This is a genomic window from Streptomyces sp. NPDC001744 (assembly GCF_042892575.1).
GTDB lineage: Bacteria > Actinomycetota > Actinomycetes > Streptomycetales > Streptomycetaceae > Streptomyces.
The window spans coordinates 73,384-97,271 of sequence record NZ_JBIAUG010000006.1; the positions used below are offsets into that span (position 1 = coordinate 73,384).

At 73.4% G+C, this 23,888-nt stretch carries 18 protein-coding genes; 12 read left to right on the forward strand and 6 right to left on the reverse strand.

Translation table 11 applies throughout. The annotated features are described in order from the left end of the window. Positions 1-2 precede the first annotated feature (2 nt). The 9 genes from ACFYZY_RS09710 (at position 3) to lgt (ending at position 7,358) form a co-directional block, all read left to right on the forward strand. Positions 3-650, forward strand: a complete 648-nt coding sequence (locus ACFYZY_RS09710; RefSeq protein WP_388691537.1) for a TIGR02234 family membrane protein — start codon at positions 3-5, stop codon at positions 648-650. Between the two features lie 136 nt (positions 651-786). Further along, the gene (locus tag ACFYZY_RS09715) at positions 787-1,041 is read left to right on the forward strand and encodes an HGxxPAAW family protein (RefSeq protein WP_388691539.1); all 255 of its coding nucleotides are present in this window, start codon (positions 787-789) and stop codon (positions 1,039-1,041) included. A 206-nt stretch (positions 1,042-1,247) separates the two neighbouring features. Further along, on the forward strand, positions 1,248-1,661 hold the full coding sequence (locus tag ACFYZY_RS09720; protein WP_388691542.1) for a DUF2752 domain-containing protein: 414 nt from the start codon (positions 1,248-1,250) through the stop codon (positions 1,659-1,661). 141 nt (positions 1,662-1,802) lie between these two features. Next, a complete protein-coding gene (gene trpC, locus ACFYZY_RS09725) occupies positions 1,803-2,612 on the forward strand; it encodes an indole-3-glycerol phosphate synthase TrpC (protein WP_388691544.1) in 810 nt (269 codons plus the stop codon). Between the two features lie 64 nt (positions 2,613-2,676). Beyond that, positions 2,677-2,904: a tryptophan biosynthesis modulator TrpM gene (trpM, locus tag ACFYZY_RS09730; protein ID WP_388691547.1), complete on the forward strand. Its 228-nt coding sequence runs from the start codon at positions 2,677-2,679 to the stop codon at positions 2,902-2,904. Positions 2,905-3,182: 278 nt separating this feature from the next. Continuing rightward, positions 3,183-4,472: a tryptophan synthase subunit beta gene (gene trpB / locus ACFYZY_RS09735; RefSeq protein ID WP_388691550.1), complete on the forward strand. Its 1,290-nt coding sequence runs from the start codon at positions 3,183-3,185 to the stop codon at positions 4,470-4,472. Then, positions 4,469-5,299 (forward strand): tryptophan synthase subunit alpha, encoded by an 831-nt coding sequence (trpA, locus tag ACFYZY_RS09740; RefSeq protein ID WP_388691552.1) that lies wholly within the window; start codon positions 4,469-4,471, stop codon positions 5,297-5,299. The genes trpB and trpA overlap by 4 nt, the downstream gene beginning before the upstream one ends. Before the next feature lie 63 nt (positions 5,300-5,362). Next, a complete protein-coding gene (locus ACFYZY_RS09745) occupies positions 5,363-6,187 on the forward strand; it encodes a DsbA family protein (RefSeq protein WP_388691555.1) in 825 nt (274 codons plus the stop codon). Positions 6,188-6,326: 139 nt separating this feature from the next. Continuing rightward, complete coding sequence (lgt, locus tag ACFYZY_RS09750; protein WP_388691558.1) at positions 6,327-7,358, forward strand: prolipoprotein diacylglyceryl transferase; 1,032 nt, start codon at positions 6,327-6,329, stop codon at positions 7,356-7,358. A 92-nt stretch (positions 7,359-7,450) separates the two neighbouring features. On the opposite strand, the gene ACFYZY_RS09755 is transcribed toward lgt, so the two are convergent. The 3 genes from ACFYZY_RS09755 to ACFYZY_RS09765 form a co-directional block, all read right to left on the reverse strand. Then, a complete protein-coding gene (locus tag ACFYZY_RS09755; protein WP_388691952.1) occupies positions 7,451-7,669 on the reverse strand; it encodes a CoA transferase in 219 nt (72 codons plus the stop codon). Positions 7,670-7,790: 121 nt separating this feature from the next. Beyond that, the gene (locus tag ACFYZY_RS09760) at positions 7,791-8,711 is read right to left on the reverse strand and encodes a ribokinase (protein WP_388691560.1); all 921 of its coding nucleotides are present in this window, start codon (positions 8,709-8,711) and stop codon (positions 7,791-7,793) included. Positions 8,712-8,832: 121 nt separating this feature from the next. Continuing rightward, positions 8,833-9,999 (reverse strand): ADP-ribosylglycohydrolase family protein, encoded by a 1,167-nt coding sequence (locus ACFYZY_RS09765; RefSeq protein WP_388691561.1) that lies wholly within the window; start codon positions 9,997-9,999, stop codon positions 8,833-8,835. A gap of 322 nt (positions 10,000-10,321) precedes the next feature. Here ACFYZY_RS09765 and ACFYZY_RS09770 point away from each other — a divergent pair, with 322 nt between their 5' ends. The 3 genes from ACFYZY_RS09770 (at position 10,322) to ACFYZY_RS09780 (ending at position 17,727) form a co-directional block, all read left to right on the forward strand. After that, positions 10,322-11,050 carry a VIT1/CCC1 transporter family protein gene (locus tag ACFYZY_RS09770; RefSeq protein ID WP_388691564.1) on the forward strand — a complete coding sequence of 243 codons (729 nt, stop codon included), beginning with the start codon at positions 10,322-10,324 and terminating at the stop codon, positions 11,048-11,050. Positions 11,051-11,705: 655 nt separating this feature from the next. Beyond that, positions 11,706-16,274 (forward strand): glutamate synthase large subunit, encoded by a 4,569-nt coding sequence (gene gltB, locus ACFYZY_RS09775; RefSeq protein ID WP_388691566.1) that lies wholly within the window; start codon positions 11,706-11,708, stop codon positions 16,272-16,274. Beyond that, positions 16,267-17,727: a glutamate synthase subunit beta gene (locus tag ACFYZY_RS09780; RefSeq protein ID WP_388691569.1), complete on the forward strand. Its 1,461-nt coding sequence runs from the start codon at positions 16,267-16,269 to the stop codon at positions 17,725-17,727. The genes gltB and ACFYZY_RS09780 overlap by 8 nt, the downstream gene beginning before the upstream one ends. Before the next feature lie 122 nt (positions 17,728-17,849). Here ACFYZY_RS09780 and ACFYZY_RS09785 read toward each other — a convergent pair whose 3' ends face one another. Genes ACFYZY_RS09785 through ACFYZY_RS09795 form a run of 3 tightly spaced genes read right to left on the reverse strand, consistent with a single transcriptional unit; the run spans position 17,850 to position 23,781 of the window. Further along, a complete protein-coding gene (locus ACFYZY_RS09785; protein ID WP_388691571.1) occupies positions 17,850-18,308 on the reverse strand; it encodes a hypothetical protein in 459 nt (152 codons plus the stop codon). Then, positions 18,302-18,634 (reverse strand): hypothetical protein, encoded by a 333-nt coding sequence (locus ACFYZY_RS09790; RefSeq protein ID WP_388691574.1) that lies wholly within the window; start codon positions 18,632-18,634, stop codon positions 18,302-18,304. The genes ACFYZY_RS09785 and ACFYZY_RS09790 overlap by 7 nt, the downstream gene beginning before the upstream one ends. Beyond that, positions 18,631-23,781 (reverse strand): caspase family protein, encoded by a 5,151-nt coding sequence (locus tag ACFYZY_RS09795; protein WP_388691576.1) that lies wholly within the window; start codon positions 23,779-23,781, stop codon positions 18,631-18,633. The genes ACFYZY_RS09790 and ACFYZY_RS09795 overlap by 4 nt, the downstream gene beginning before the upstream one ends. Positions 23,782-23,888: the final 107 nt, after the last annotated feature.

The window sequence follows — 23,888 nt, forward strand, 5'->3', positions numbered from 1 at the left end:
ACGTGAGCGCCGTACCCGTACCCGCACCCCAGCCCCGGGCCGCCCGCGCGGCCGCCCCCTCCGGCGGTCGTCGCAGCCTGGCCGCGGCCCTCCTCCTCGGCGCCCTCGGCGCCACCGTCGTCCTGCTCTCCGCCGGACAGACCTGGGCGGAGGGCACCGCGTCCGTCGGCGGCGGCAGCGTCCCCGTCGAGGCCGACGGCGGCACCGTCACCGGCGTGCCGACCGCCCTCGCGATCGTCGGCCTCGCCGCGCTCTTCGCCGTCTTCGCGGTCCGCCGCACCGGCCGCGCCCTCGTCTCCGCGCTCCTCGCGCTGAGCGGCGCGGGCGCCGTCCTCGCCGCCCTCCTCGGTGCCTCCGACCGGGCCGCCCTGGACGCCGAGGCCGCCCGGATCAGCGGCGACACCTCCGCCGCCGTGGCCGGCCTGACGCACACCGCCTGGCCGTACGTGACCGCCGCGGGCGCCGCCCTCCTCCTGCTCGCCGGCCTCCTCGCGCTCCGCTTCGGCGGGAGCTGGCCCGCCATGGGCGGCCGCTACGAGCGGACCGGCGCCCCCCGCGCCGGGCGCGCGGCCCCCGTCACCGACCCGGACCGGCCCGAGGACCTGTGGAAGGCCCTGGACCGCGGCGAGGACCCCACCCGCGGCGCGTGACCCGGAGGCCGGCCGCGACGCGTGATCGTCCCGGCACCCCCGATTCACCCTCGCGACCCCGCGTGCGGGACAATGAGCGCCGAGTGTCCGCGCACGCGAGACCTCACCACCGAGCAACAGCAACGAGGAGCAACTCATGGCGGGCAGCGCCCACGGACACACCCCGGCCGCCTGGACCGGTGTCATCATCTCCTTCATCGGCTTCTGCATCGCCGGGGTCTTCATGGTGGCCGCCAACGCGCCCGGCTTCTGGGCGGGCATCGGCGTCGTCCTGCTCGGCGGCGTCGTCGGCGGGGCGATGAAGATCGCGGGCCTCGGCATGCCGAAGGAGTCGGCCGACGTGGCCGCCGCCCGCGAGGTCGCGACCACCTCCGCGCGGGCCCGTCACTGACACCGCTCCACGCACCCGAGGGCGCAACCCGGCACGGCCGGGCTGCGCCCCCGCGCGTCAGGGGCGAGAATCACCGCGTGGACCCGCACCCGACACCCGAGCCAGCGACCGGCCCCGCCCCCCGCACCCGGTCGGCCGAACCCACCGGCACGAATACCGGAAACCCCGGGACGGCCGCCGCCGGACCCCGGCCGGGCACCGGTTCCGTGCCCCCGCCGCCCCCGTCGCGGGCGCGCCGGCTCCTCGCGCCGGCGGGGACCGTCGCCGGAGTCGTCGCGGCGTTCGCGTACGTCGGCGCCGTCGACCCCAACGAACCCGGGCACTACCCCGTCTGCCCGCTGCTCCGTCTCACCGGCCTCTACTGCCCCGGCTGCGGCGGACTCCGCAGCGCCCACGCCTTCGCCCACGGCGACCTCCCGGCCGCCCTCGGCTCCAACGCCCTCGCCGTCGCCGGCTACGCCCTCTTCGCGGTCTTCGCCGCCGTGTGGCTGGTTCGCGCCTTCCGGGGACTGCCCACGCGCCCCACGGTCCCCCCGGCCCTGTGGTGGGCGGCCGGAACCGTCCTCGTCGTGTTCACCCTGGTCCGCAACCTCCCCTTCGGCTCCGCGCTGGCCCCCTGAGGCCCCGCCGGGCCCCGGCGGAACGTCCCAGCACGTGGGACGCGACTCCGGCCGATGCGGGCCCGGGGCCGTCCTGCGGATAGGATCGATGTGGCTGAACCCGCTTCATCATCACCACCGTCCCGGAAGGGGGCCCCTCGCGTGAGTGTGCTCGACGAGATCATCGAAGGCGTCCGCGCCGACCTCGCAGAGCGGCAGGCGCGGGTCACCCTCGACGAGCTCAAGGAGCGCGCCGCCAGGGCGCCGCGGGCCAAGGACGGCGTCGCCGCACTGCGCGGGGACGGCGTCAAGGTGATCTGCGAGGTCAAGCGCTCCAGCCCGTCCAAGGGCGCGCTCGCCGCGATCGCCGACCCGGCCGCCCTGGCCGCGGACTACGAGGCGGGCGGCGCGGCCGTCATCTCCGTCCTCACCGAGGAGCGCCGCTTCGGCGGCTCGCTCGCGGACCTGGAGGCCGTCCGCGCCAAGGTGGACGTCCCGGTCCTGCGCAAGGACTTCATCGTCACCGCGTACCAGCTCTGGGAGGCCCGCGCGTACGGGGCGGACCTCGCGCTGCTCATCGTCGCCGCCCTGGAGCAGGAGGCCCTCGTCTCCCTCATCGAGCGGGCCGAGTCCATCGGGCTCACCCCGCTGGTCGAGGCGCACGACGAGGAGGAGGCCGAGCGCGCCGTCGAGGCGGGCGCCCGCATCATCGGCGTCAACGCCCGCAACCTCAAGACCCTCAAGGTCGACCGCTCCACCTTCGAGCGCGTCGCCCCCGAGATCCCCGCGCACATCGTCAAGGTCGCCGAGTCCGGCGTCCGCGGCCCGCACGACCTGATCGCCTACGCCAACGCGGGCGCCGACGCCGTCCTCGTGGGCGAGTCCCTGGTGACCGGCCGCGACCCGAAGACCGCCGTCGCGGACCTCGTCGCCGCCGGCGCCCACCCGGCCCTCCGGCACGGCCGGAGCTGACCGGACCGTGACCCCCCGCCGCGACACGCCGACACCCCCGGGCGCCGCCCGGGGGAACGCCGCCGTGCCGTCGGCACCCGGGCGCCGCGCCCGGCTCCGCACCGCCGCCGCCCCCCTCCCCGCGCACGCCCCCCTGGCCCGGGGCTGCCGCCCGCGCGGCTGCCGCGCACCCGCCCGCCGGGTCCTCGGCCGCCGGGTGCGGTACGTGATCGGCGACGAGCCCGGCCAGGTCAACGGCATGCGATGGCGCCCGCGCCCCTCGCGCGCCCTCACGCACGGCGACACCGTCTAGGACGTGTTCCCGGAGTCCCCGCCCGCCCTCTCCTGGCGGACGGGGCCACCGCCGCACACGTCCCGGCCACGGCGTTCCGGCCCGGTCTCCCGCACCTCCGTCCGCCCCGCCCTCCCGTGGGCCCGTTCCCCCGTCCCGGGGGACGGCCGTCCCCCGGCGAGCGGGCCGGCCACGGACCGCGCACCGGCCCCGCCGTACGCGCGCGAGCGGCTCGCGCGCCTACCGTGACCACCACCCGCACGTGATTCCGGGGCACCCGCCCCGCGAGGAGCAACCGCATGTCCAGCGAGTTCTTCATCCCCGACCTGGAGGGCCAGGTCCCCACCGCCGAGGGCTACTTCGGCGCCTACGGCGGCAAGTTCATCCCGGAGGCGCTCGTCGCCGCCGTGGACGAGGTCGCCGTCGCGTACGACAAGGCCAAGTCCGACCCCGGGTTCGCCCGCGAGCTCAACGACCTGATGGTCAACTACACGGGCCGCCCGAGCGCCCTCACCGAGGTCCCCCGGTTCGCCGAACACGCCGGCGGAGCCCGGATCTTCCTCAAGCGGGAGGACCTCAACCACACCGGCTCGCACAAGATCAACAACGTGCTCGGTCAGGCCCTCCTGACCAAGCGCATGGGCAAGACCCGGGTCATCGCGGAGACCGGCGCCGGACAGCACGGCGTCGCCACCGCCACCGCCTGCGCCCTCTTCGGCCTCGACTGCACCATCTACATGGGCGAGGTCGACACGCGGCGCCAAGCGCTCAACGTGGCCCGGATGCGGATGCTCGGCGCCGAGGTCGTCGCCGTGAAGTCCGGCAGCCGCACCCTCAAGGACGCCATCAACGAGGCGTTCCGCGACTGGGTGGCCAACGTCGACCGGACGCACTACCTCTTCGGCACCGTCGCCGGCCCCCACCCCTTCCCCGCCATGGTCCGCGACTTCCACCGCGTCATCGGCGTCGAGGCCCGCCGCCAGGTCCTGGAGCGCGCCGGACGCCTCCCCGACGCGGCGATCGCCTGCGTCGGCGGCGGCTCCAACGCCATCGGCCTCTTCCACGCCTTCGTCCCGGACGCCGGCGTGCGCCTGATCGGCTGCGAGCCGGCCGGCCACGGCATCGGGACCGGCGAGCACGCGGCCACCCTCACCGCCGGCGAGCCCGGCATCCTGCACGGCTCGCGCAGTTACGTCCTCCAGGACGAGGAGGGCCAGATCACCGAGCCGTACTCCATCTCGGCCGGCCTGGACTACCCCGGCATCGGCCCCGAGCACGCGTACCTCAAGGACAGCGGACGCGGCGAGTACCGGGCCGTCACCGACGCCGCCGCCATGCGGGCGCTGCGGCTGCTCTCCCGCACCGAGGGCATCATCCCGGCCATCGAGTCGGCGCACGCCCTCGCCGGGGCGATCGAGGTCGGCGGGGAGCTGGGCCCCGAGGGCCTGATCGTCGTCAACCTCTCCGGACGCGGCGACAAGGACATGGACACGGCCGCCCGCTACTTCGACCTGTACGACACCGACGCCGAGGTCGCCGCCGACGCCGGCGCCGACGACACCGCCGAGATCGAGGGGGACGCCGAGTGAGCGGCAACATCGACCTGCTGAGCGACACCCTCGCCGCCGCGAAGGCGGAGAACCGGGCCGCGCTCATCGCCTACCTCCCGGCCGGCTTCCCGACCGTCGACGGCGGCATCGCGGCCGTCAAGGCCGTCTTCGACGGCGGCGCCGACGTCGTCGAGGTCGGCCTCCCGCACAGCGACCCCGTCCTCGACGGCCCGGTCATCCAGACCGCCGACGACATCGCGCTGCGCGGCGGCGTCAGGATCGCCGACGTCATGCGCACGGTCCGCGAGGCCCACGGGGCCACCGGGAAGCCGGTCCTCGTCATGACCTACTGGAACCCGATCGACCGGTACGGCGTGGAGCGCTTCACCGAGGAACTGGCCGCCGCCGGCGGCGCGGGCTGCATCCTGCCCGACCTTCCGGTCCAGGAGTCCGCGCTCTGGCGCGAGCACGCGGAGAAGCACGGCCTCGCGACCGTCTTCGTCGTCGCGCCCAGCAGCAGGGACGAGCGCCTCGCCACCATCACGGCGGCCGGGTCCGGCTTCGTCTACGCCGCCTCGCTCATGGGCGTCACCGGCACCCGCGCGTCGGTCGGCGAGCAGGCGTCCGACCTCGTCCGCCGCACCCGGGCCGCCGTCGCCCCCGGCCGGGACCTCCCCGTCTGCGTCGGCCTCGGGGTGTCCGACGCCGCCCAGGCCAGGGAGGTCGCCGCCTTCGCCGACGGCGTCATCGTCGGCTCCGCCTTCGTGAAGCGGATCCTGGACGCCGAGGGCGACGAGGCCGCCGGACTCGCCGCCGTAAGGGAACTGGCGACCGAACTCGCCGAGGGCGTCCGCCGCGCTCCGTAACCCGTTCGGATGGATCCGGACCGGGGAGGCGCGTACGCGCCTCCCCGGTTCGTTTCCCAGGACGTGAGCGAGAACAACCGTGGTGACGGTAACCGGAACGCGCGGGAGCGCCTTCAGCAGCAGCGCGAGCGCGACAAGGCCCGCGAGAGGCAGCGACGCGTCCTGATCGTGTCGTCGGCGGTGGTCGGCGTCCTCGCCCTGGCGGCGGTCGTCGGCGTGATCGCCGCCAACGCCGGCAAGGACGGGGGAGAGTCCGGCGCGGCCGGCCCGGTGGTCGCGCCGACCGGCTCCGTCGAGGACGACAAGCCCGCCATCCCCACCGGCAAGGCGGACGCCCCGTCCACCCTCGCCGTCTGGGAGGACTTCCGCTGCCCGGCGTGCGCCCAGTTCGAGAACGTCATGCGGGACTCCATCCACGAGCTGGAGGCGTCCGGCGCCCTCAAGGCGGAGTACCACCTCGCCACCCTCATCGACGGGAACATGGGCGGCAGCGGCTCCCTGCGCGCGGCGAACGCCGCCGCGTGCGCCCAGGACGCGGGGAAGTTCACCGCGTACCACGACGTCCTCTACATGAACCAGCCGCAGGAGACCGACGACGCCTTCGGGAAGAACGAGAGGCTGATCGAGCTGGCGGCGAAGGTGCCGGGACTCGACACCCCGGCGTTCCGCGGCTGCGTGGAGAACGGCACGCACGACGGCTGGGTGAAGAAGTCCAACGAGGCGTTCCAGAAGGGCGGCTTCCGGGGCACCCCGACCGTGCTCCTCAACGGGGAGCCGGTCTTCCCCACGAAGGGGAACGAGCAGATCTCCCCGGAGAACCTGAAGAAGTGGGTCGCCGAGGCCAACAAGGGCAAGAAGCCCGGCACGGCCTCCCCGCCGGCCGGCTGAGCCGCCCCGGCCGGGCCCGCCCCCCGGTCCGCCGCCCCCGGTCCACCTCCGCCGGGGGCGGCCCGGCACGGTTAGTTACCCAGAAGTTGCCGGACGGACTGCCGTCCCGCCCGGCCGGCAGGGTAGCGTCGGACCTGCCATGGACCTTGCCTACATTCCCAGCCCGTCGACCGGCGTGATCCACCTCGGACCGATCCCGCTGCGCGGCTATGCCTTCTGCATCATCATCGGTGTCTTCGTCGCCGTCTGGTACGGCAACAAGCGCTGGATCGCCCGGGGCGGCACCGCCGGCACCGTGGCCGACATCGCCGTCTGGGCGGTGCCCTTCGGCCTCGTCGGCGGACGCCTCTACCACGTGATCACCGACTACCAGCTGTACTTCGGCGAGGGTGAGAACTGGGTCGACGCCTTCAAGATCTGGCAGGGCGGCCTCGGGATCTGGGGCGCCATCGCGCTCGGCGCGGTGGGCGCCTGGATCGGCTGCCGCCGCCGGGGCATCCCGCTCCCCGCGTACGCCGACGCCATCGCGCCCGGCATCGCCCTCGCCCAGGCCATCGGCCGCTGGGGCAACTGGTTCAACCAGGAGCTGTACGGCCGGCCGACCGACCTGCCCTGGGCCCTGAAGATCACCGAGAGCGCGAACCGCGAGGCCGGGCTCTACCACCCGACCTTCCTGTACGAGTCGCTGTGGTGCGTCGGCGTCGCCCTCCTGGTCGTCTGGGCCGACCGCCGCTTCGCACTCGGCCACGGACGCGCCTTCGCCCTGTACGTCGCCGCCTACTGCGCCGGGCGCGGCTGGATCGAGTACATGCGCGTGGACGAGGCGCACCACATCCTCGGCCTGCGCCTGAACGTGTGGACGGCGATCGTCGTCTTCGTGCTCGCGGTGCTCTACATCGTGCTCTCGTCGCGGATGCGGCCGGGACGCGAGGAGGTCGTGGAGCCGGGGGCCGTCAAGAAGGCGGAGGACGAGAAGGCCGCGGAGGAGAAGGCGACGGAGACGGAGCCGTCCGGGACCGGGAAGGCCGCCGGCGCCGGCGCCGGGGCGGAGGACGACGCGCGGGACGCGGCGGACGCCGGGCCGGAGGACACCTCTCCCGGAGCCCCCGACGGGACTTCCGGCCGGGTCGGCCTCGACAAGGACGTGGAGCACGGCGCGGGCAGGAGCTGACCGGCCGTGACCGGAAGGGCCGTCGGGACCGAGGGGTCCCGGCGGCCCTTTCCGCGTACGGGGAGGTCCGGAGGCCGGGAGCGGCGGCCCCCTCACGGCACCGGGGCCACGGGACCGGGACGGGCCGCCCGCGCGGCGAGGGCGGGCCCGCCGGGCGCGGACAGGTCGAGGGCGATCGTCCGCCTGTTGCGGCCGAGGACCTTCCACCGCAGGCCGACGCCGTCCTTGGCGGGACCGTGGCCCCGGGACGGACCGGGCCTGCGGGGGCGGTCCACCTCGACGACGCCGGCGCCGGAGCCGCCCGGCGTCATGGCCGCCACGGAGCCGGCGAAGAGGGGCGCCAGGTCCGGGGCGCGCAGCCCGTGGAGGGGAGCGGCGGGGACGGAGGGACCGGCGGCCGGGTGCCGTCCGTGCTGTCCGGCGCGTGGACGGTCATACGGGATCGGCCTCCAGGGTCTCGGGGGAGCGGAAGGCGGCCTCGATGTCGACGCGGTACGGCATCGAGGCCGACGCGCCCTCGCGCCGGACGGAGAGGGCGGCGGCGGTCTGCGCCCAGGCGAGGGCCTCCGGGACGGGCCGGCCCTCGCCGAGGGCGACCGCGAGGGTGCCGGCGAGGGTGTCGCCCGCCCCGGTGGTGTCCACGGCCCGGACGCGCGGGGCGGGCACCACGACCGGTTCGGCGCCGCGCGCCGCGTACAGGCTGCCGGCCGCGCCCAGGGTGACGACCACCGCGGGCACGTCCCGCAGCAGGGCCTCGGCGGCGGCGCGCGGATCGGCGAGGCCGGTGAGGGCGGCCGCCTCGTGCTCGTTCGGCACCAGCAGGTCGGTGGCGGCGAGGAGGCCGGGCGGGAGGGGCCGCGCGGGGGCGGGGGTGAGGACGGTGCGGACGCCGAGCCGGCGGGCGGCGGCGGCGCCCGCCACGACGGCGGAGAGGGGGAGTTCGAGCTGGAGGAGCAGGAAGTCGGCGGTGCCGATGAGGGCCTCGTCGCCGTGGGAGAGGCCGGTGACGGTCCCGTTGGCCCCGGGGACGACGACGATCGCGTTGCCCCCCTCGTCGTCCACGACGACGTGGGCGGTGCCGGAGGAGCCCTCGACGGTGCGCAGGAGGTCGGTGTCCACCGCGCAGTGCTCCAGGGTGGCCCGGAGCCGTCCCCCGAAGTCGTCCGTGCCGACCGCGCCGATCATCGCCACCTCGCCGCCCGCGCGGGCGGCGGCGACGGCCTGGTTGGCGCCCTTGCCGCCGGGGACCGTGCGGAAGGAGCGGCCGGTGACCGTCTCGCCGAGGGCCGGGGCCCTGGGCACTCGGGTGACGAGGTCCATGTTCGTGCTGCCGAGCACGACGATGCTGGTCATGGGCGTACCGCCTCCAGGGGGGTCCGTTCGGCCGGGGTGTCGGAAGCGGTCCCGTCGGAGGACGGGACCGGGGTCGCGGGGCGCACCGGGTCCTCCGGCCGCCCCCGGATCGTCCGGAGGGTCACCGGTCCGCGCCCGTCAGCGCCGCGAACGCCGTCTCGTGCGCCCGGCGCGCCTCCGCGTCCCGCGCGAACACCTCGCGGGCGACTCCGGCCAGGGTCCGCGCCGGGGCGTGCGGATCGAGGCGGCTCGCCTCCGTCACCCGCTTCGCCCAGTCGGCGGGCACGGCCGGTTCGCCGTGCAGCGCGCCCACGATCGCGCCCGCCATCGCGGCGATCGAGTCGCAGTCCCGGCCGTAGTTGACCGCGCCCAGGACCGTGTGCCGGAAGTCGCCCCCGCCGACGAGCAGCATCCCGAGGGCGATCGGCAGCTCCTCGATCGAGTGGAGCCGGGAGGGACGCCGGGCACCGAGCGACGGCGCGCGGTAGTCGGGGCCGACCGTGTCGAAGGGGGCCACCGCCTTGCGGAGGGGGGCCAGGGCGGACTCGAAGTCCGTGTACCGGCAGGCGACTTCGGCGACCGCCTCGATCGCCGCCTCCGTCCCGTCCTTCGCCAGCGACAGGACCGTGTCCACCACCGAGACCGGTGTGGCGCCCGGCGCGCAGGCCGCGGCCACCGCCGCCGCGAACACGCCCGCCGCCTCCCGGCCGTACGAGGACTGGTGCGCGCCCGTAATGTCCAGGGCCTCGGCGTAGGCGGCCCGCGGATGGCCCGCGTTCACGAGCCCGACCGGGGCCATGTACATCGCGGCGCCGCAGTTGACGATGTTGCCGTTGCCGGCCTCGCGCGGGTCCACGTGGCCGTAGTGGAGCCGGGTCACGACCCACTTCTCGGCGAGGAGGAGCCGCTGGAGGGGCAGCGCCTCGGCCTCCGGCTCCGGAATCCAGGCGGGGAAGTTCATGAGTTCGGGGACGAGGTGGTCGGCGACCGCGTACGCGTCGAGGTGGTCGCGGACCTTCTCGTACACCCGGATCAGGGCGTGGGTCATCAGGGTGTCGTCGGTGACGTGCCCGTCGCCCTCGCGGCACGGGGCGGCGGGGCGGGCGGTGCGCCGGTCGTCACCGTTCCATGGGTCGACGATCCCGGTGACGCGGCCGCCGTGGCGCTCCAGGATCTGCTCGGGGGTGCAGCCCTCGACGGGGCCGCCGAGCGCGTCGCCGACGGCGGCCCCGAGGAGGCTGCCGGTGATCCGGTCGTCCAGACCGGGTACGTTCGCGGTGGGGGTCATGCCCGGAATTGTCCACCTGGGGCGGCCGGTTCCGCGGCTCCGGGCGGTCCGGCGAGTTCCACCGGGTCCGTCCCCGCGAGCCGGGGCGGCGCGCACCGGCGGCGCCCCGCCGCCCGGACCCGTGCCGCCCCGGGTCGTCAACTCGCCGCGCGAACGCCGCTGTCACCCGCCCGACACCGCGCCGGGAGAGGGGCCGGCGACTGAGGCGGACCTTAGTAAGTACGCCCTGCCTTGCTGGCGCGACCCTTACATCGAGCGTAGTTTCGAGGGTACGCAAGGGGGAGGCGGGCGCGTTCGGGCCCGCCGGAACGAGGGGAGAACCATGTCGGTCATCGAGGCCCAGGCGCCACTGCACGAGGCCCACCGCGACAACCACACCCACCGCGACGTGAACGGCGGTTGGCTGCGTCCCGCCGTCTTCGGCGCGATGGACGGCCTCGTGTCCAACCTCGCCCTCATGACCGGTGTCGCCGGCGGCTCGGTCTCCCCGGGGGTCGTCGTCGTCACCGGCCTCGCGGGCCTCGCCGCCGGCGCCTTCTCGATGGCCGCGGGCGAGTACACCTCCGTCGCCTCGCAGCGCGAGCTGGTCCAGGCCGAACTGGACGTCGAGCGAGCCCAGTTGAGCAAGCATCCGGTGGACGAGATGGAGGAGCTGGCCGCGCTCTACGTCTCCCGGGGCGTCGAGCCCGCCCTCGCCCGCGAGGTCGCGATGCAGCTGTCGAAGGACCCCGAGCGGGCCCTGGAGATCCACGCCCGCGAAGAGCTCGGCATCGACCCCGACGACCTGCCGTCGCCGACGGTCGCCGCCGTCTCGTCGTTCGGCTCGTTCGCGCTCGGCGCGCTGCTGCCGGTCCTGCCGTACCTGCTCGGCGCGACCACCCTCTGGCCCGCCGTCCTCCTGGCGCTCCTCGGCCTCTTCGCCTGCGGCGCCCTGGTGGCCCGGGTGACCGCCCGGGGCTGGCTCTTCAGCGGCATGCGCCAGCTCGTCCTGGGCGGCGCCGCCGCGGCCGTCACGTACGGGCTCGGCATGCTCCTCGGCGCGGCCCTGTAGCCCGCGTGCGGCGCCCGGCGCCCGGGGCCCGCCGCGCCCGGCGCGGGCCCGCCCCGCCGTGCCCGGCGACCCCGCGCCCGCCCGTGCCCCGCCCGTCGGGTCCGGCCGCCCCGCGTCGTTCCCACGTCGTCCGCGCCACCCGTACGGCCCCATGGGTCGCTCCGTATACCCATGCGGCCCCGCCCCGGCCCCCCTCGTCCCCGGAGGCGGGGCCCGGACGGACATAAGCCGCGGGATCGCTGTGACGTATCTCCCTGTGCCGATCCGCCGTCGTGGTGGGACACTATGCGGGACGCCACATATCGAGCCGGTTACCCGGCGGTTTCGCATCCCTGGGCAGGGGGAAAGAGGCAGGAGCGTCACTGGGCAACGAAGCCCGTATCCGTGACGGCTCGCCGGAAGACCGGAAAACCCCTCGCACCCCCGATCCGCCCCTGCGGGACAGGCTCCGCCGCCGCGTCCCCCCACGGGGAACACCCCGCCGCCGCGCACCGACGGTGTCCGCATGCTGGAACGAACTATCCGCTTCGCGAGAAGCCATCCATCATGTAACCTGCACGAAATTTTGCGGAGGGCCAGCGTCGTCCCTCGGTAGTCACTCCCCCAGACTTCGGTCTGGGAGGTGCCCCAAGCCACGACGACGACGGGAGAGCCGATGCGTTCCGACGCCTGGTCGCCCATGGACGGTCGCCCCGCTCCGCAGGGGATGTACGACCCCCGCAACGAACACGACGCCTGCGGTGTCGGGTTCGTGGCCACCCTCACCGGTGTACCGAGCCACGAGCTGGTGGAGCAGGCGCTGACCGTGCTGCGCAACCTCGAACACCGTGGCGCCACCGGCGCCGAGGCCGACTCCGGCGACGGCGCCGGCATCCTCCTCCAGGTCCCCGACGCCTTCCTCCGCGAGGTCGCCGGATTCGGGCTCCCCGAAGCCGGCGCCTACGCCGTGGGCACCGCCTTCCTCCCCGTGGACGGCACCGACGCCACCGTCGCGAGGATCGGGGAGATCGCCGCCGAGGAGGGCCTGACCGTCCTCGGCTGGCGCGAGGTCCCCGTCACCCCCGAGCTGCTCGGCGCCTCCGCCCGCGCCACCATGCCGGTCTTCCGCCAGCTCTTCGTCGCGGACGCCGCCGGCACGGCCACCGGCGTCGCCCTGGACCGCAAGGCGTTCGTCCTGCGCAAGCGCGCCGAGCGCGAGGCCGCGACCTACTTCCCGTCGCTCTCCGCCCGCACCCTCGTCTACAAGGGCATGCTGACCACCGGACAGCTGGAGCCCTTCTTCCCGGACCTGTCGGACCGCCGCTGCGCCACCGCCGTGGCCCTGGTCCACTCCCGGTTCTCCACGAACACCTTCCCCAGCTGGCCGCTGGCCCACCCGTACCGCTTCGTCGCCCACAACGGCGAGATCAACACGGTCAAGGGCAACCGGAACTGGATGTCCGCCCGCGAGGCCCAGCTCGCCTCCGACGTCCTCGGGGACGGCTCGCTGGAGCGGATCTTCCCGGTCTGCACCCCGGACGCCTCCGACTCGGCCTCCTTCGACGAGGTCCTGGAGCTCCTCCACCTCGGCGGCCGCTCGCTGCCGCACGCGGTCCTGATGATGGTCCCGGAGGCGTGGGAGAACCACGAGACCATGGACCCGGCCCGCCGCGCCTTCTACCAGTACCACGCCACGCTGATGGAGCCCTGGGACGGCCCGGCCTGCGTCACCTTCACCGACGGCGTCCAGGTCGGCGCGGTCCTCGACCGCAACGGGCTGCGCCCCGGCCGCTACTGGGTCACCGACGACGGCCTCGTCGTCCTCTCCTCCGAGGTCGGCGTCCTCGACATCGACCCCGCCCGGGTCGTCCGCAAGGGCCGCCTCCAGCCCGGCAGGATGTTCCTCGTCGACACCGCCGAGCACCGCATCGTCGAGGACGACGAGATCAAGGCCGCCCTCGCCGCCGAGCACCCCTACGGGGAGTGGCTGGAGACCGGCGAGATCGAGCTCTCCGACCTGCCCGAGCGCGAGCACGTCGTGCACACCCACGCCTCGGTCACCCGCCGCCAGCAGACCTTCGGCTACACCGAGGAGGAGCTGCGCGTCCTCCTCGCCCCGATGGCCCGCACCGGCGGCGAACCGCTCGGCTCCATGGGCACCGACTCGCCGATCGCGGCCCTCTCCGCCCGCCCCCGGCTGCTCTTCGACTACTTCACCCAGCTCTTCGCGCAGGTCACCAACCCGCCGCTCGACGCCATCCGCGAAGAGCTGGTCACCTCCCTGCGCTCCTCGCTCGGCCCCCAGGGCAACCTGCTCGAACCGACCCCCGTGTCGTGCCGCAGCGTCACCCTGCCCTTCCCGGTGATCGACAACGACGAGCTGGCCAAGCTCATCCACATCAACGCCGACGGCGACATGCCCGGCATGAAGGCCGTCACCCTCTCCGGCCTCTACCGGGTCTCCGGCGGCGGCGACGCCCTCGCCGCCCGCATCGAGGAGATCTGCGCCGAGGCCGACACCGCCATCGAGGGCGGCGCCCGCCTCGTCGTCCTCTCCGACCGGCACTCCGACGCCGAGCACGCCCCGATCCCCTCGCTGCTCCTCACCGCGGCCGTCCACCACCACCTCATCCGCACCAAGCAGCGCACCAAGGTGGGCCTGCTCGTGGAGGCCGGCGACGTCCGCGAGGTCCACCACGTCGCCCTGCTCATCGGCTACGGCGCCGCGGCGGTCAACCCGTACCTCGCCATGGAGTCCGTCGAGGACCTGGTCCGCGCCGGCACCTTCATCGAGGGCCTGGAGCCCGAGCAGGCCATCCGGAACCTGATCCACGCCCTCGGCAAGGGCGTCCTCAAGGTCATGTCCAAGATGGGCATCTCCACCGTCGCCTCCTACCGGGGCGCCCAGGTCTTCGAGGCCGTCGGCCTGGACGACGACTTCGTCGCCACGTACTTCAACGGCACGGCCACCAAGATCGGCGGCGCCGGCATCGACGTCGTCGCCCAGGAGGTCGCCGCCCGCCACGCCAAGGCGTACCCCGTCTCCGGCGTCGCCTCGGCGCACCGCGCCCTGGACATCGGCGGCGAGTACCAGTGGCGCCGCGAGGGCGAGCCGCACCTGTTCGACCCCGAGACCGTCTTCCGCCTCCAGCACGCCACGCGCAGCAAGCGGTACGACATCTTCAAGAAGTACACCGAGCGGGTCAACGAGCAGTCCGAGCGGCTGATGACGCTCCGCGGCCTCTTCGGCTTCGCCACCGGGGACCGCGCCCCGGTCCCCCTCGACGAGGTCGAGCCGGCCTCCGAGATCGTCAAGCGCTTCTCCACCGGCGCCATGTCGTACGGCTCCATCTCCAAGGAGGCGCACGAGACCCTCGCCATCGCCATGAACCGGCTGGGCGGCAAGTCCAACACCGGCGAGGGCGGCGAGGACCCGGACCGCCTCCACGACCCGGCCCGCCGCTCCTCCATCAAGCAGGTCGCCTCCGGCCGCTTCGGCGTCACCAGCGAGTACCTCGTCAACGCCGACGACATCCAGATCAAGATGGCCCAGGGCGCCAAGCCCGGCGAGGGCGGCCAGCTGCCCGGCCACAAGGTCTACCCGTGGGTCGCCAGGACGCGTCACTCGACGCCCGGCGTCGGCCTGATCTCCCCGCCGCCGCACCACGACATCTACTCCATCGAGGACCTCGCCCAGCTCATCCACGACCTCAAGAACGCCAACCCGGCCGCCCGCATCCACGTGAAGCTGGTCTCCGAGGTCGGCGTCGGCACGGTCGCGGCCGGCGTCTCCAAGGCCCACGCGGACGTCGTCCTCATCTCCGGCCACGACGGCGGAACGGGCGCCTCCCCGCTCACCTCCCTCAAGCACGCGGGCGGCCCCTGGGAGCTCGGCCTCGCCGAGACCCAGCAGACCCTGCTGCTCAACGGCCTGCGCGACCGGATCGTCGTCCAGACCGACGGCCAGCTCAAGACCGGCCGCGACGTCGTCATCGCCGCGCTGCTCGGCGCCGAGGAGTTCGGCTTCGCCACCGCCCCCCTCGTCGTCTCCGGCTGCGTCATGATGCGCGTCTGCCACCTCGACACCTGCCCGGTCGGCATCGCCACCCAGAACCCGGTCCTGCGCGACCGCTTCTCCGGCAAGCCCGAGTTCGTCGTCAACTTCTTCGAGTTCATCGCCGAGGAGGTCCGCGAGATCCTCGCCGAACTGGGCTTCCGCACCCTCGAAGAGGCCGTCGGCCACGCCGAGCTGCTCGACACCGACCGCGCCGTCACCCACTGGAAGGCGCAGGGCCTCGACCTGACCCCGCTCTTCCACGTGCCCGAGCTGCCCGAGGGCGCGGTCCGCCACGCCCTGATCGAGCAGGACCACGGCCTGGAGAAGGCCCTCGACAACGAGCTGGTCCAGCTCGCCGCCGAGGCCCTCGACGCCCCCTCCGCCGAGGAGGCCCGGCCGGTCCGCGCCCAGGTCGCCATCCGCAACATCAACCGCACGGTCGGCACCATGCTCGGCCACCACGTGACGAAGAGGTTCGGCGGCGCGGGGCTCCCGGCCGACACCATCGACATCACCTTCACCGGCTCCGCCGGCCAGTCCTTCGGCGCCTTCCTGCCGAGCGGCGTCACCCTCCGTCTGGAGGGCGACGCCAACGACTACGTCGGCAAGGGCCTCTCCGGCGGCCGCGTGATCGTCCGCCCCGACCGGGGCGCCGACCACCTGGCCGAGTACTCCACCATCGCGGGCAACACCATCGCGTACGGCGCGACCGGCGGCGAGCTGTTCCTCCGCGGCCGCACCGGCGAGCGGTTCTGCGTCCGCAACTCCGGCGCGCTCGTCGTCTCCGAGGGCGTCGGCGACCACGGCTGCGAGTACATGACCGGCGGCACGGCCGTCGTCCTCGGCGAGACCGGACGCAACTTCGCGGCCGGCATGTCGGGCGGCGTCGCCTACGTGATCGACCTCGACCGGGACAACGTCAACGCCGGGAACCTGGGCGCGATCGAAACCCCGTCGGACGCCGACGCGGAGTGGCTGCACGAGGTCGTGCGCCGCCACCACGAGGAGACCGGTTCCACCGTCGCCCGGAAGCTCCTCGCCGACTGGGACGCCGCCGCGGCCCGCTTCAGCAAGATCATCCCCACCACGTACAAGGCCGTGCTCGCCGCCAAGGACGCCGCCGAGCTCGCCGGCCTCTCCGAGGCCGAGACCACCGAGAAGATGATGGAGGCGGCGACCCATGGCTGATCCGAAGGGCTTCCTCACCACCGGCCGCGAGGTCGCCGAGACCCGTCCCGTGGCCGAACGCGTCCGCGACTGGAACGAGGTGCAGGTCCCCGGCTCCCTGCTGCCGATCATCAGCAAGCAGGCCGGCCGCTGCATGGACTGCGGCATCCCGTTCTGCCACAACGGCTGCCCCCTCGGGAACCTGATCCCCGAGTGGAACGACTACGCCTACCGCGAGGACTGGTCGGCGGCGCAGGAACGCCTGCACGCCACCAACAACTTCCCGGAGTTCACCGGCCGCCTCTGCCCCGCCCCCTGCGAGGCCGCGTGCGTGCTCGGCATCAACCAGCCGCCCGTCACCATCAAGAACGTCGAAGTCTCCATCATCGACAAGGCGTGGGACGGGGGCGACGTCAGGCCGCAGGTGCCCGAGCGCCTCTCCGGCAAGACCGCCGCCGTCATCGGCTCGGGCCCCGCGGGCCTCGCCGCCGCCCAGCAGCTCACCCGGGCCGGCCACACCGTGGTCGTGTACGAGCGCGCCGACCGCATCGGCGGCCTGCTGCGCTACGGCATCCCCGAGTTCAAGATGGAGAAGCGGCACATCAACCGCCGCATCGAGCAGATGCGCGCGGAGGGCACCAAGTTCCGCACCGGCATCGAGATCGGCCGCGACCTGACGGCGACGGACCTGCGCAAGCGGTTCGACGCGGTCGTCATCGCCGCCGGCGCCACCACCGCCCGCGACCTGCCCGTTCCCGGCCGCGAGCTGAACGGCGTCCACCAGGCGATGGAGTACCTGCCGCTCGCCAACAAGGTGGTCGAGGGCGACTTCGTCGCCCCGCCGATCACCGCCGAGGGCAAGCACGTCGTCGTCATCGGCGGCGGCGACACCGGCGCCGACTGCGTCGGCACGGCCCACCGCCAGGGCGCGGCCTCGGTCACGCAGCTGGAGATCATGCCGAAGCCGGGCGAGGAGCGGAACGCCGGCCAGCCCTGGCCGACCTTCCCCATGCTCTACAAGGTCACCTCGGCGCACGAGGAGGGCGGCGAGCGGGTCTACTCCGTCTCCACCACCCACTTCGAGGGCGACGAGGACGGCAACGTCCAGTTCCTCCACCTCGTCGAGGTCGAGTTCGTCGAGGGCAGACTGACCCAGAAGCCGGGCACGGAGCGGAAGATCCCCGCCCAGCTGGTCACCCTCGCCATGGGCTTCACCGGCACGGACGTGGAGAACGGCCTGGTCGCGCAGTTCGGCCTGGAGCTGGACGAGCGGGGCAACATCGCCCGCGACGCGGACTTCGCCACCAACGTCGACGGCGTCTTCGTCGCCGGTGACGCCGGCCGCGGCCAGTCGCTCATCGTCTGGGCCATCGCCGAGGGCCGCTCCGCCGCCCGCGGCGTGGACCGCCACCTGACCGGCGCCAGCTCCCTGCCGGCCCCGATCCGCCCGACGGACCGCGCCCTGACGGTCTGACCCGGCCGGACCACCCCGAACGTCCCGTACAACGACGTACGGAACCGAGCACGGCGCCCCCCGACCCGTCCCCGACCGACGAACCGGGCGGGCGCCGATGCGCGTTCTCAGCTCTTGCCGGCTCAGCTCTTTCCGGGCCAGATCCAGGTGACCAGCGAGGCGGCGGAGACGGCGAGGACACCGACGAGGCCCATCCAGCGGGCCCAGGCGGTCGCCCGGCGTACGGTACGGGCCCGGTCCCGCTCGTACCGCAGCAGGTACTCCGCGCCGGAGGGCAGCGTGCGGCCCGGTCGCTCGTGCACGGCGGAGACCATCAGCCAGGAGGCGGCGAGCAACAGCAGGAAGGCCCCGGCAAGCAGTCCGATCACCCACCACCTCGGTCCGGTGGTCATCTTGCTCAGGTTCTCCTGCCCCTTGAGCACGAAGACGACGGTGAGCAGTCCGGTGAGCGTGGTGAGGAAGTTCCGGTACCCCTCGGCCTGCTGGAGCGCGGCCCGCAGCTGCTCCGGCGGAGTCGCCAGCTCCCGCACGCGCCGCTCAGCCTCGCGGATCTGGTCGGGCGTGAACTCCGGGGTTACCACGCGAGGCCCAGCCGCCTGGGCGGCATTGCGATGTAGAAGAGGAAGCCGCAGCCGTTGCGGACCGACGCGGGTCGGCCCGCATGCCAGGCCGGACAGGCGCAGACCACCGGCTTGGGCTCGCCGTTGTCGAACTTCCTCCGATCCGATCCGGTCGGGCCCTTGGCGACGTACTGCACATCCATCCAATACGGGGTGATCACGCACCGGCACTGCGGACATTCGCCGGTGGCCTCGACCCGGCCGGGCGCCCGTACCTCCCAGAGGAAGGTCGTCAGGAACCGGTCTGGCGGTAGATCGCCCTCGTGGTAGGGCGTGGCGGAACTCATGGGCGTCCTCCGGAGGTGGGCAGGTCGAGCGCGAACAGTCGGGCGTAGGGCCGCAGCAGTGCGAGGACCTCGTCCTCGGTGCGCTCCGTCTCCTCCGCGCACAGGACGACGTGCTCCGGCGGCACGGTTCCCGTGAGGGCGGGCGCCCGGCCGGTCAACTGCTCGGTGAGTACGACGACATCGGCCCAGCCGGGCACGATCTCCCGCTCCTCGCCCCGCGGCGCGGCCTCGACCCGCAGCCCGAGGGCCGCGAAGGGGGCGTACCGGTCGTGCGTCTCACCGAGTGTCCAGCCGAACCGCCCGGCGACGAGAACCAGTTCGAGGGGACCGAGGACACCGGGGCCGAGCAGGCTGTCCTCGAAGGCTACGAGGTCGAAGAGCGTGGGCGTCAGCTTGGCGAGCGGCTCCTTCGGAGTGCTGGGCAGCTCCGGCCCGCCGACGCAGTGGTACGCGCCGAGGGCGTCGGCGGCCCCGCGCAGGGAAAGGCGGTGAGAGCGGGCGAGTCGCAGCAGGTCTCGGATGGCTACCTTCTTCTTGAAGCCGGGCCGCCCTCCGCGATGTTGCCGAAGGAGGAACCCCATCTCGGTGGCGTCCGGAGCGAGGTGGCGCGCCTCCTCGTCGAGTTCCGGAAGCCGCAGCGAAAGGCGGAAGTCGACCTGCTCCAGCTCGTCAGCGACGACGCCGAGCGTGGTGCGGCGATCGGCGGCCATCCGCAGCAGCAGGAGGGGGTCGAGGTCCTCGGAGAGGAGGGCCCAGGTGGCTTCGTCGTGCGACCACCGAGGGAACACGTGCTCAAGGAGCATGACGAGGGGAGGGCTGAGCCGCTCGAACTGCTCCACGAGGGCGTCGATCGCCGTCGTCAGCACACCACATGCCTCCAGTTGTAGGAGCTGCGCGCGGAACTCCCCTGGCGACACCGGCGGTTTGGCCTTGTGGGCGGAGAAGAGCAGCCGCCAGTCCTCACGCGGGGTGCCGACCGGAGCCCTTCTCTGAGGAGCAGCGGGTCTGTAGTGGCTCACCCAAGACGGCGGAGCCCAGGAGCACTGCGGGTCGGGGACCTCCGGCACGGTGACGCCCGAGGCGCCGGAGAGCGCGGCGACATCCGTCGCTACCTGGCCGAGCGTTCGCCTCAACAGGGCGGCGCGGTCGATGAGCTGCCACATGGTCAGCTCGCCGGCCGGAAGCCAGGGGCCTGCCGCGTCGATGTCGCGGGAGAGCAGTTTCTGCTCGAAGGAGGTGAGCGGGTCGAGGGTGAGGGTCTCCTCGTTCACCGAGTCGGCGAGGCCGAAGCCGAGCGACTCCAGTGTCTTCACCCGTTCGGTCAGGCGGTCTCGCTGGGCGACCGAGTCGCCTCGGGTGAGCAGGTCGACCGGATGGAGGGTGCCCTCGTGCCACGCCGTGCCGTCCGGAGTCATCCGGGCCAGCAGCGCAGCCTCCGACGGGAGGAGCTTCATGCCCAGGCCGGCCGGGTCCAGGCGGCTCATGTCCGGTATCCCGACGCCGAGGCGCACCAAGGCGTCCACCTCGGGCAGGAGCCGGGACACTGGCACTTCAAAGTCGGCGGCCACGGTCAGGAGAGGGGCATGGGCGGCGGGGTGGAGGGCGTCCCTCTCCGAGATGCGTGCGGCCTGGTCGTACGCCAGGTGGAGGGCCACCATGTACTCGGTCGGCGTCCCGGCCTCGCGCAGGGCTTGGATGCTCCGGGGGACCGGCACGCGGACGCCGGTGATCGCGTACCTGCGGAGCGCCCGGACGGTTTCCGCCAGGGGAAGGCCCGCATTCGCCGCCGCGCGCAGGGGGGACGACCAATCGCTGTGGAACGCCCCGCGGGAGAAGAGCAGCGCGTCCATGCCTGTGGGCTCGGGGTATCCCTCGGGTCCGAACGGCGCCTTGCCGTAGAGGTCCACTCCGAGTTTCGTCGAGCGCCACCTCCGGATCAGCTCACGCTCGCGGAGGCTGCCCTGCGGCCAGAGAGCGAGGTTCCCTTCGTCGTGGAGGCAGTCGTAGTCCATCGCGAGGACGCCCGTGTGGTTGAGGGGAACGGAGTCGGAGGCGAGGCTGTGCTCGGTCGTTCGGGTGTCCATCACACCGACGGCGTCGGCCCGGGTGCTCCCGAGCAGCTTCACCACCAGCCGGGGTTCGTTCTCCGCGAGTTCCCACAGCCATTCCAGCCACAGCCACTCCAACCTGCGGGCCGCGTCCGGCACGGCTCCGAGGAGTTCGTCCTCCACCGCCCGCGTGTCGTACTCGAGCAGGGAGTTGCGGTTCACGCTGGGTACCGGACGGTGCCGTTCCTGGAGGCTGAAGACGTAGCCGTAGACGGAAGGCGCGCCCTCGACGAGGACGCCGTCGAGCAGCAGCTGCCCCTTGCCCTGGACGATCCAGCTTCCGTCCCCCGCCGGTACGGGGTTCCCGTACCACTCCTCGGTGCGCTCTTCCGGCGCCCGGAGGATCCCCGGCTCCCACGTCTCGGAACGGAGCGGGTTCCCGTCCCGGTCCCGCTCCTCCGCCGTCACCCTGAACTCGCTCACCCACAGCAGCCGCCGGAGCGTCTCCACCACGGACGGCGGATCCTCCTCGTCCTGCTCCGTGCTCAGGTAGAGGCGGACGACCGTGCCGCCGTCGTCCGGTCCTCCGCCGCACTCCGCCGTGCCGATCTGGAGCAGGCCGGAGCCCGACTGGACAGTGGCGTGGAGCGGGGAGACAGAACGGATCTGATTGCCGTGCGGGTCGACGGCGGCGGTGTCGACCGTGACCTCCTCGGCCAGCATGAAGTAGCTGAACACCCCGATGCCGAAACGGCTGTTGAAGGCGATCGGTTTCATCCCGGCCCGTCGCCAGTTGCGGCGTTCCTGCACGTAGTCGGGGTCCTGGGCGTACCGTCGGCCCGCGCGGGCGAACATGGAGGTGAGCTTCTCGCGGCTCATGCCCGCGCCGACATCCTCGCACTCGATGTATGCCCGGTCGCCCTCGTATCCCTGGCGGAAGCGGATCTCCAGAACCGGTTCGGGGCCGCGGAACAGGTTCCGGCAGCGGCCGTACTCGGTCCGCAGCCGCCGATGGCGGCAGGCGTCCAAGGCGTTCTGGTATAGCTCGCGCACGGCCAGCATCCGGTCGCCGTACAGCTGGGTGCCCATGAGCAGCGGACGGATCTCGTCCTCGGCCAGGCGGAAGCGCTCCAGCGGCTTGGTGTAGTTCCGGTCGGCGGGATTGAGGTGTCGGGTGGTTACCTTCCGGGGGACGCCCCGCAGCAGGTCGGGAGGGGCGGGCTGCCCGGTTTTGTGCCAGCGGTGGTGGCGGTCGCGGACGGAGGCGTCGGCGGTCTCCGCCAGTTCTTCGAGCGCGGCGTGCAGCGCGGGGTGCGGGCAGGAGAGGCGGAGGGCGTACTGGGACTGGTGGTCGTGCTCCTCCGCCTCCCAGTCCAGGGTGAGGAGCGCGGCGACGGCGTCGGCGGGGACGAGGGGGCGGTGGGCGCCCAGGTGGTCAACGAGCACGCCTGACATGCGGCGCGGGTCCGCCGCGAGGAGGGACGCCAGCCACAGGAGGTAGGCGAGTTCCTGCTCCCGCCAGACGTTGCCGGGGACGGGCTTGTCGTCGCGGCTCCAGTCCGGGCTGCCGGTATCGTCGATGCGCGGGCTCGACCCGGGGGCGACCGTCATGTGCGGCAGGACCCGGCGGACGTGCTGGTCTACGAGGGTCCGTTGGGTGTGCGGGCCGACCGCGCCGGCCGAGACGGCCGTCACCACCATGTCGAGGAGCGCGTGGACGGAGCGATAGTCCTCATGGCTCCGGTCCCACAGCCGGTCCCAGTCGGTGATGAAGCGGTGGCGCAGCCAGTGGTCGGCCGCCTTGGCGGCGTCGCGCAATCCGCGGGTGCGCAGCGTGGCGGCGGCGACGGTCACGCGCGGATGGGCGCGGCAGACGTCGGCGGCGGCGTCGCAGACCAGCCGGTCGTGGCCGGCCGCGGGGTCCTTGCCCCGGTTGCCCTCCATCCGGTCGAGCCGATCGGGACGGAGGAAGGCGAGTTCGCTGAGCGCGACGGCAACGACGCCCTCGTGCAGCAGCGGGGCGGCGAGGAGGGCGGCGGTCTCGGCGGGTGACAGGTACTCGCCGGGCCGGAGGCGGGCATCCTCGACGAGTCGGCCTAGGAGGTGAACGACCCGTTCCAGGTAGTGGGGGTCGTGCCAGGGGGTGGCGAGTTCGGACCGGGTGTCGATACGACTCCTGGCGACTTCGGCGGCCAGCGCGCCGAGCGCCTCCCGTACCCGGGCGAGGACCTCGGGAGCGCCCGAGGTGTACTGCCAGAGGACGGACTGCTCCAGGACCTCCGCCCAGTGCACGGTCTCCTCGGAGCCCTGACACAGGGGCAGGTCTCGCGCCCAGTCTTCACGCCCCAGGACAGCCTTGAGTTCAACGGCGGGCGGTGGGACGTGCAGCTTCTGGGTGAGGGGCCTGACCCGGGTCCGGACGAAGTCGGCGATCTCCCCGACGGTCTGCGGGGGGTGTTCGGGTGACATGGCTTCGGCGAGGGCGAAGCCGAAGTGGCTGCCCCGCTTCGGGTCGGCGAACGCCTCCTGCCCCCGGCTCGCGGCCCGCAGCCACACCACGCCGTCGTACTCGTCTCCCACCAGGGACTTGCGCGTCCTGGGTGCGGAGCCGGAGGTCTCGGTCCGGCAGGTGTCCAGGCACACGACGACTGGCACGCCCTCGGGGACGCCGCCGAGGAGTTCGGGGGCGGTGGTCGCGATGAGAGTCGCGGGAACCAAGTCGCCGTTCGCGCTGGCGCGGGCGCTCCAGGGCAGGAGGTAGTCCTGGCCGTCGATCGCGACGCCGTGCCCGGAGACGTACACGAGGGCGGTGTCGCCGGGAGAGCAGGAACGGAAGAAGTCGACCATGGTCGCGAGGATCATGTCCTTGCTGGTGTCACGGTGTTCCTCGTCGGGATGGCCCGGGTGGAAGGCCACCACCTCATAGTCCGACTCCTTCAGGACCGTCCCGATCCGCTGCACGTCCTCGTCGACGCAGGGCAGGGACGGGTAGGGGGTGGTGAGGCGTGGGTTCCGTTCCAGGAACGGGGTGTCCCGGACGCCGATCAGCAAAGCCCTACGGGTGCCCGTCCTCGTCTCCTGTCCCGCTGTCGTGCCCACGCGCCCCCGCTTTCCTCGATCTGCCCCGGAAGGCCATGATTCCAGAAGGAGAAGGGGCGTTCACGGCACTCGGGTCCCCGCCCCGACGGGGGAGGGGTTGTCCAGAG